This window comes from Microcoleus sp. AT3-D2, assembly GCF_036705715.1.
Lineage (GTDB): Bacteria > Cyanobacteriota > Cyanobacteriia > Cyanobacteriales > Microcoleaceae > Microcoleus.
The window spans coordinates 43,073-49,683 of sequence record NZ_JAUBVE010000050.1; the positions used below are offsets into that span (position 1 = coordinate 43,073).

The following is a 6,611-nucleotide window of genomic DNA, read 5'->3' on the forward strand; positions in this document are numbered from 1 at the left end:
TAAAATTTAAAATCGATTGTTCGATCGCCCACTAACGCCGTCAAGGCTCAATCTCAAATCTCAAATCTCAAAGCCAAGCTCTAAAGCGACACTCAAACAGCGACAATAAAAACAGACTCTGCCTCAGAAATCTTCCTCTCTTCTGTTTCAAGTCCCCCAGAAACCTCTTGTTTGGAGGTTATTTCTAGCCCCCAGTACCCTCTCTGAACTCAATCTAAAATCTAAAATCTAAAATTTAAAATCGATTGTTCGATCGCCCACTAACGCCGTCAAGGCTCAATCTCAAATCTCAAATCTCAAAGCCAAGCTCTAAAGCGACACTCAAACAGCGACAATAAAAACAGACTCTGCCTCAGAAATCTTCCTCTCTTCTGTTTCAAGTCCCCCAGAAACCTCTGGTTTCGACGTTTGTTCGATCGCCCACAGTACCGCCTCTTTCCTCAATCTAAAACCTAAAACCTAAAATCTAAAATCTAAAATCTAAAATCTAAAATCGATTGACCGGAGTGTGATAAAAATCACTGACAGCAGGCAGCCCCTAAATGTAGAAAATGGTGGCGGCCAACAACTAGCTTCAAAACGGGCAGCGGAACCTGTGGCGGTTAAGCTAAAAGAATTGCGGTTCCGTTCAACACAAATTGGAGTCATCGCTCGTGCGTATTAAGGAGGCTAATTGATGGTGTACGCAGAAAATTGGTCGCAGCCGTCTATCTTGGAGCTAGCGCGATCGGGCAACTTTCAAGCCCTGAATTACTGGATTGACAGCTTGCTGCGCCCCGAAGGGATTTATGCCCGCGTCGAACAGGCTCAGGCCGGCTGCGTCCAAATCCTCGTAGAATTCCAGCGCGAATTTGCGCCAGATACTACATTACTAGGGAGCACTCTCCGAGAAGGCTTAGTCAAATTTATTTGCCACCAACTCTGGAGACTCAACTCGCCAGCAGTAGAAGGAGTCAGAATTCACGCGCGCTTGGCTGGGGATGCAGACATTCTCTGGAAACAGTCAGTGCGAATTGTCACTCCGGCAAACCGCCAGCGGCGACGTTACCGTTCCCTACCGGCCATCGATTGGGTTAAATTTAAAACGTATCGTTCTCTGCTGCTAGTGGGATCGGCACTTGCCTCATTTATTTTAGGGTGTTGGGTCAGCTACCACGAGGCTGTGACCCTGCAGTTAGGCTCTCCAGTATCCCGCTACCAGCAAGCTGCTCTAATTTCGGGGCCGCCTCCAAAACGTGCGGATACGGTGCAAGCGGCCTTAGAAGTGGTACCAGTAGTACAGCAAAAGCAAGTTGCTAATCCTTACGACCCAACAGTAACGCTGATGTTCGGAGGAAACGTGAATCTATCGGATGCGCTCGGAGCATCTGCTGCCAACGATCACCAATGGGCTTTCGCCAATATGGACGAGTATCGGCAAGCAGATGTGGCGATGGTTAACCTAGAAAACTCTTTGACTCGCTCTACATTGGGCTCTGCTAAAAAACAATTAAATTTTAAAGCCGATCCAGAATCGGTGAAAGTATTAACAGCCGGAGGAGTGGATATTGTCAATCTGGCAAATAGCCGCGCTATGGATTACGAGGAACCAGGGCTGGTGGAGACTATGAATACTCTAGATAATAGTGGGATTCAACACCTGGGAGCCGGCAGAGATATTAAAGAAGCGAGGCGTCCAGATATTATTGAAGTTAAGGGTCAGCGAATTGCCTACCTCGGTTATTATGATGCCGAGCTTAACATCGCCGACCAAGGGAAAGCGGGAACTAACCCTCGCCGCAACAATCGCGTGGCGGAGGATATTCGAGCTCTTAGGGGTCAGGTAGACTGGATTATTGTTAATTACCACTGGGGAGTCGAATTGGCAGATTATCCAGGGGACTGGCAGATTGATTTGGCTCGGTTCACGATCGACCAAGGAGCTGATTTGGTAGTGGGACACCATCCCCAGGTACTGCAAGGTGCAGAAATTTATAAGGGCCGCCCGATAGTTTACTCGCTGGGGAATTTTATATTCGGCGGGAATGCTCGCAGGGATTACGATACCGCAGTCCTGAAAGTATCGCTCAAAGACAGGAATATGAAGGTAGAGTTTCTGCCTGTGGAGGTGAAAAAGTTGCAGCCGAAGGTTGTGAAGGGAGCCGCAGCCGATCGCATCCTCAAACGCGTCGAGCAAATTTCTAGTATTTTCGATCGACCGATGGGATCTTCTGTAGTTCTCGATTCCCTAGTCCAGCCAGGAGCGACATCAAAAACTCCAAATTATCCATTGCCCGGAGCAGCAAAGAGCGGTACATACCAGCCGGGGCGAGGTTCCGGGGGAACGTCCGGTGAAAGCAATCAGCAAGGCCCCGGACAACCCAAACCTACTTTGATTTTGCCGGCTTTGCCGGCTGCGCCCCAACAGCCGGACAACTCCTCATTTTTCCCGAACGGGACAGGGCCTGCAATTGAGTCAAACCCGCCTCCGAATCAAAATTTGCCGCCACGCATCTACCCCACTCAACCTCAAAATCCCAGCCGGGAACCAGAGCCATTTACAAAAGAGCCATTCATCAAAGAGCCGTTTATTTCGCCCCCATCTCCCAGTCAAGGAGCAGTGCCGAGTCCCCAAAGCTATCTTCCCCGCACTCGGGCTGTATCTTTTGAAGTCGCACTCAAAGAGCAGCCAGCCTCCGCGATCGTTCCAGCTACCACCAGCAAGCGCTCCAAGCACCGGCTCGCCCTGCCTCCTATAGCTAGGATCATTGGTTAGCCGGTGGGGGCCGGAGCGAGGCAGCAGGGGGAGGATAGGGGCGGTAATGGGTGAACATCAACATACCAGCGACCAATTATTAACGATCGATTTACTGACAACCAATGATCAATGACCTACTACCGATGACAAATGTGTTTGCGATCGCGCTCAAGCAAAAGCAGTACAAAACCTATATCCTCTCCGACGAAACCGCTAACTCTACTCTAGAAGTTGTGCCGGAACGGGGCGGTATTGCCACTAGCTGGCTGGTTGAAGGCAAAGAAATCTTCTATTTGGACGCGGAACGGTTCGCCAATCCCAATCTAACTGTACGTGGCGGGATTCCCATCCTGTTTCCCATCTGCAGCAATCTCCCGGAGAATACTTACACCCACAAGGGAGTGGAGCGTAAGCTCAAACAGCACGGTTTTGCTCGAGATTTGCCTTGGACAATAGGTGAACAAGTTACCGAGGGTTGCGCCGCTCTGACGCTGATTCTCAATAGCTGCGACAAGACGCTGGCTGTTTATCCCTTTGATTTCCAACTAGCCTTCACTTATCAGATTAAAGGCAATTCTTTGGAAATTTTTCAGCGATACACCAATCTGTCTGACGAACCCATGCCATTTTCTAGTGGTTTGCACCCCTACTTTTTGGCGACGGACAAATCTAAGCTCCGCTTTGAGATTCCGGGGATGCAGTACAGAGATCAGAACACCCACCAAAAGGGTTACTTCACAGGGGTTTTTGACGAGACGCTCGATGAAATTGATGTTTCCTTTGACGAGCTCACTGGTCTTGCTGCTACTGTCACTGATGCGGCGAGCGGCTTGCGGCTCACCCTCAGTTACAACTCCAGCTATGGGAAGTTGGTTTTCTGGATGGTGAAGGGCAAGGATTTTTACTGTTTGGAACCTTGGACTGCTCCTCGAAATGCCCTCAACACTGGCGAACACTTGATTTATTTGCAGCCGGGAGCGACTTGCGAGATGCTGGTTCGCATGACTGCAAATTTTATTTAAAAAACACTTGCTATTTCAAATGAGGGGTGCTACTATTAGAAATTGTGTGCGGTAACAATGTTTTCGCGGGTCGCTAGCTCAGCGGTAGAGCATTCGGCTTTTAACCGATTGGTCTCGGGTTCAAATCCCGGGCGACCCATAAAAAATTTGTGAGTGAAAAATTTTGAGTTTTGAGTTGAATGCTCGGAACTCAAAATTTTGTTTTTTGAACTTTTAAGTAAATCTGGAAAGATAGTGCGCGATCGGTCGCAAATTGTCTTAATATTATCGTAAGAATTGAGCTTGTCCAAAATCCACTGCCCAAAAATCACAAATAATTAGGAGGAATATCTATGGCGCTTGTACCTATGCGATTGCTGCTCGACCACGCGGCTGAAAATGGTTACGGCCTACCGGCTTACAACGTCAACAACATGGAGCAAATCCAAGCGATCATGCGCGCTGCTGACGAAACCAACAGCCCTGTGATTCTGCAAGCTTCTCGCGGCGCTCGCTCCTACGCTGGCGAAAATTTCCTGCGCCACTTGATTTTGGCAGCAGTTGAAACCTATCCTCACATTCCCATTTCCATGCACCAAGACCACGGCAATGCCCCCGGCACTTGCTATTCTGCCATGCGCCAAGGTTTCACCAGCGTCATGATGGACGGTTCTCTGGAAGCGGATGCTAAGACTCCCGCTAGCTACGAGTACAACGTTCAAGTTACTCGCGATGTGGTGAATGTTGCTCATTCGATCGGCGTTAGCGTTGAAGGCGAACTGGGTTGCTTGGGTTCTCTGGAAACAGGGATGGGCGAAGCAGAAGACGGCCACGGCTTTGAAGGTGCGCTTTCTCACGATCAGTTGCTGACAGATCCTGAACAAGCTGTTGATTTCGTCGAGCAAACCGGCGTTGATGCTCTAGCAGTTGCGATCGGCACTTCTCACGGCGCTTACAAGTTCACTCGCAAGCCGACTGGCGAAATTTTGGCAATCAGCCGCATTGAAGAAATTCACCGCCGCTTGCCGAATACTCACTTGGTAATGCACGGTTCTTCTTCTGTGCCCCAAGAATTGCTGGAAATCATCAACAGCAACGGTGGCAAAATCCGCGAAACCTACGGCGTACCTGTGGAAGAAATCCAAAAGGGCATCAAGTGTGGCGTTCGCAAGATCAATATCGATACTGACAACCGTTTGGCGATTACCGCTGCGGTGCGCGAAGCTTTGTTTGCCAAGCCCGATGAGTTTGACCCCCGCCACTTCTTGAAGCCGTCGATCAAGTATATGCAGAAGGTTTGTAGCGATCGCTATAATTCTTTCGGTTGCGCCGGTCACGGTACAAAGATTAAGCAAGTGTCTTTGGACGATTTTGCAGCTAAGTATGCTAAGGGCGAATTGAGCTCTTCTGCTAAGAAGACTGTAGCTGTTTAAGAATTTTAGGTTTTAGATTTTAGATTTGTCTGAGGTCTAAAGTTTGGATTGCCGGGTAGCTTTGAAGTTGCCCGGTTTTTGTTTGTGGACACAAACCCATAGAAGTGATATTGAAAACTGCGATCGCTATAGCAGTATCCCTACTTTTGCTTACAATGAAGCTAATGTTCGTGGGAAATTCAACGGTTTGAATCAAAGGTGGACGAATGGCAAAGGTTATTGCAGTTACAGAAGCTATTAAAAGCCTGGCTGAGGCTGAATCAAGGTTGAATTTGAGCAGAACTGAGGATGAGGCTTTTTTTACAGAGTGGCAAACCCAATTGCCAAGTCTCAGCGATTCTGAACAGACTGCTTTGGATACGCTACGACGTAGATTGCTATATCATAGAGCCGATGGAGAATTGTTAGAAGGGGCAGTGACTTTGCTGGTGGCATCACCTTTATTAGAACTGGCGGGATTCTACGATCCACCGTTTAGAATGAAGGCTGAAGCTGCGATTGAAATTGCGATCGATGATGGGGAAGAAACCTTGCGCGGACGAATTGATATTTTGATTTTGCAGAATCAGCTTTGGGTAATGGTTTTGGAGTGTAAGAAGACTACCATTTCGACGCGATCGGCATTACCCCAAGCATTAGCATACATGATGGCAAATCCTGATTTGGATAAACCGAGATTTGGTATGTTGACGAATGGCGATGATGTGTTGTTTGTGAAACTCAGGGCTCAACCTACACCCGAATACGGCTTATCGCGGGCATTTTCGATTTATACTGTGCGAAGTGAATTGCGATCGGCTTTTCAAGTCTTGAAGAATTTAGGGCAAGGTATTACTGCCGTCTAAGTTACGGTGAAGGTATTGCCTCAGTACAGGTGAAATCGTGTAAAAATTTGCTTGTTGTTCAATCAAGCAGCGCCGCGATAGAGATTGCAGGGCATTTAGCAAATCTGAAGCCGGAATTATGTCATTTTCTAGCAATTTTGCCCGGTTGATTGGCTGGCTTTCTTTCGCTAATAAGGAGATTACTTGTTTTTCTACTTCCGATAGGCGATCGAACTGCTGCTGTAAAACATCTTTCAAATCTTCCGGCAACAAGATGGTATCATTTGGTAATAACTCAGTCACGCCTCCTCCCAAGTCTTGAATCAGATTCGCCACGCTTTTTAACCATAGGGGATTACCTTGGTAGCGATGAATGAGTGCTTCACTGTTGTCGCTTTCTTCTAACCCATAATTTCTGAGTATTTCCCGTGCGGCGGCGATGTCTAAACCTTGGAGTTGTAAGGTGCGAATAGAAGGATTTTGGCTTTTAACTTGAGTCACTTCTCTCGGTTGTTCCCAACCGATTAACAGAAAGCAGCTGGGAGCATGTCACTTTTGCAATAAGTATTTATACTTGTTGTGCAGTTTTTGGCGGTCTACCAATTAAGCCATTTAA

Annotated in this window: 5 protein-coding genes, 1 tRNA gene and 1 pseudogene; 6 read left to right on the forward strand and 1 reads right to left on the reverse strand. The window is 47.8% G+C overall.

Translation table 11 applies throughout. The features are described from left to right. Positions 1-508: 508 nt before the first annotated feature. From QUB44_RS19790 to QUB44_RS19815, 6 genes are all read left to right on the forward strand, one after another. Complete coding sequence (locus QUB44_RS19790) at positions 509-664, forward strand: hypothetical protein (RefSeq protein ID WP_333246909.1); 156 nt, start codon at positions 509-511, stop codon at positions 662-664. Positions 665-676: 12 nt separating this feature from the next. Beyond that, complete coding sequence (locus QUB44_RS19795) at positions 677-2,755, forward strand: CapA family protein (RefSeq protein ID WP_333370027.1); 2,079 nt, start codon at positions 677-679, stop codon at positions 2,753-2,755. 134 nt (positions 2,756-2,889) lie between these two features. After that, complete coding sequence (locus tag QUB44_RS19800) at positions 2,890-3,759, forward strand: aldose epimerase family protein (protein WP_445299910.1); 870 nt, start codon at positions 2,890-2,892, stop codon at positions 3,757-3,759. 67 nt (positions 3,760-3,826) lie between these two features. After that, a tRNA-Lys gene (locus tag QUB44_RS19805) sits at positions 3,827-3,898 on the forward strand. A 193-nt stretch (positions 3,899-4,091) separates the two neighbouring features. Next, positions 4,092-5,171 carry a class II fructose-bisphosphate aldolase gene (fba, locus tag QUB44_RS19810; protein WP_006633469.1) on the forward strand — a complete coding sequence of 360 codons (1,080 nt, stop codon included), beginning with the start codon at positions 4,092-4,094 and terminating at the stop codon, positions 5,169-5,171. A gap of 206 nt (positions 5,172-5,377) precedes the next feature. Further along, positions 5,378-6,016 (forward strand): type I restriction endonuclease, encoded by a 639-nt coding sequence (locus QUB44_RS19815; protein WP_333370032.1) that lies wholly within the window; start codon positions 5,378-5,380, stop codon positions 6,014-6,016. Here QUB44_RS19815 and QUB44_RS19820 read toward each other — a convergent pair. Beyond that, positions 5,990-6,535 (reverse strand): annotated as a pseudogene (locus QUB44_RS19820) (ATPase); the annotation flags it as partial. The gene QUB44_RS19815 and the pseudogene QUB44_RS19820 sit on opposite strands and share 27 nt — an antisense overlap. Between the last annotated feature and the right edge of the window lie 76 nt (positions 6,536-6,611).

What these genes read in the sequence shown, in the direction of transcription:
- QUB44_RS19795 (WP_333370027.1), top strand. Translation starts at nt 677, where the DNA reads ATGGTGTACGCAGAAAATTGGTCGCAGCCGTCTATCTTGGAGCTAGCG.
- fba (WP_006633469.1), top strand. Translation starts at nt 4,092, where the DNA reads ATGGCGCTTGTACCTATGCGATTGCTGCTCGACCACGCGGCTGAAAAT.
- QUB44_RS19815 (WP_333370032.1), top strand. Translation starts at nt 5,378, where the DNA reads ATGGCAAAGGTTATTGCAGTTACAGAAGCTATTAAAAGCCTGGCTGAG.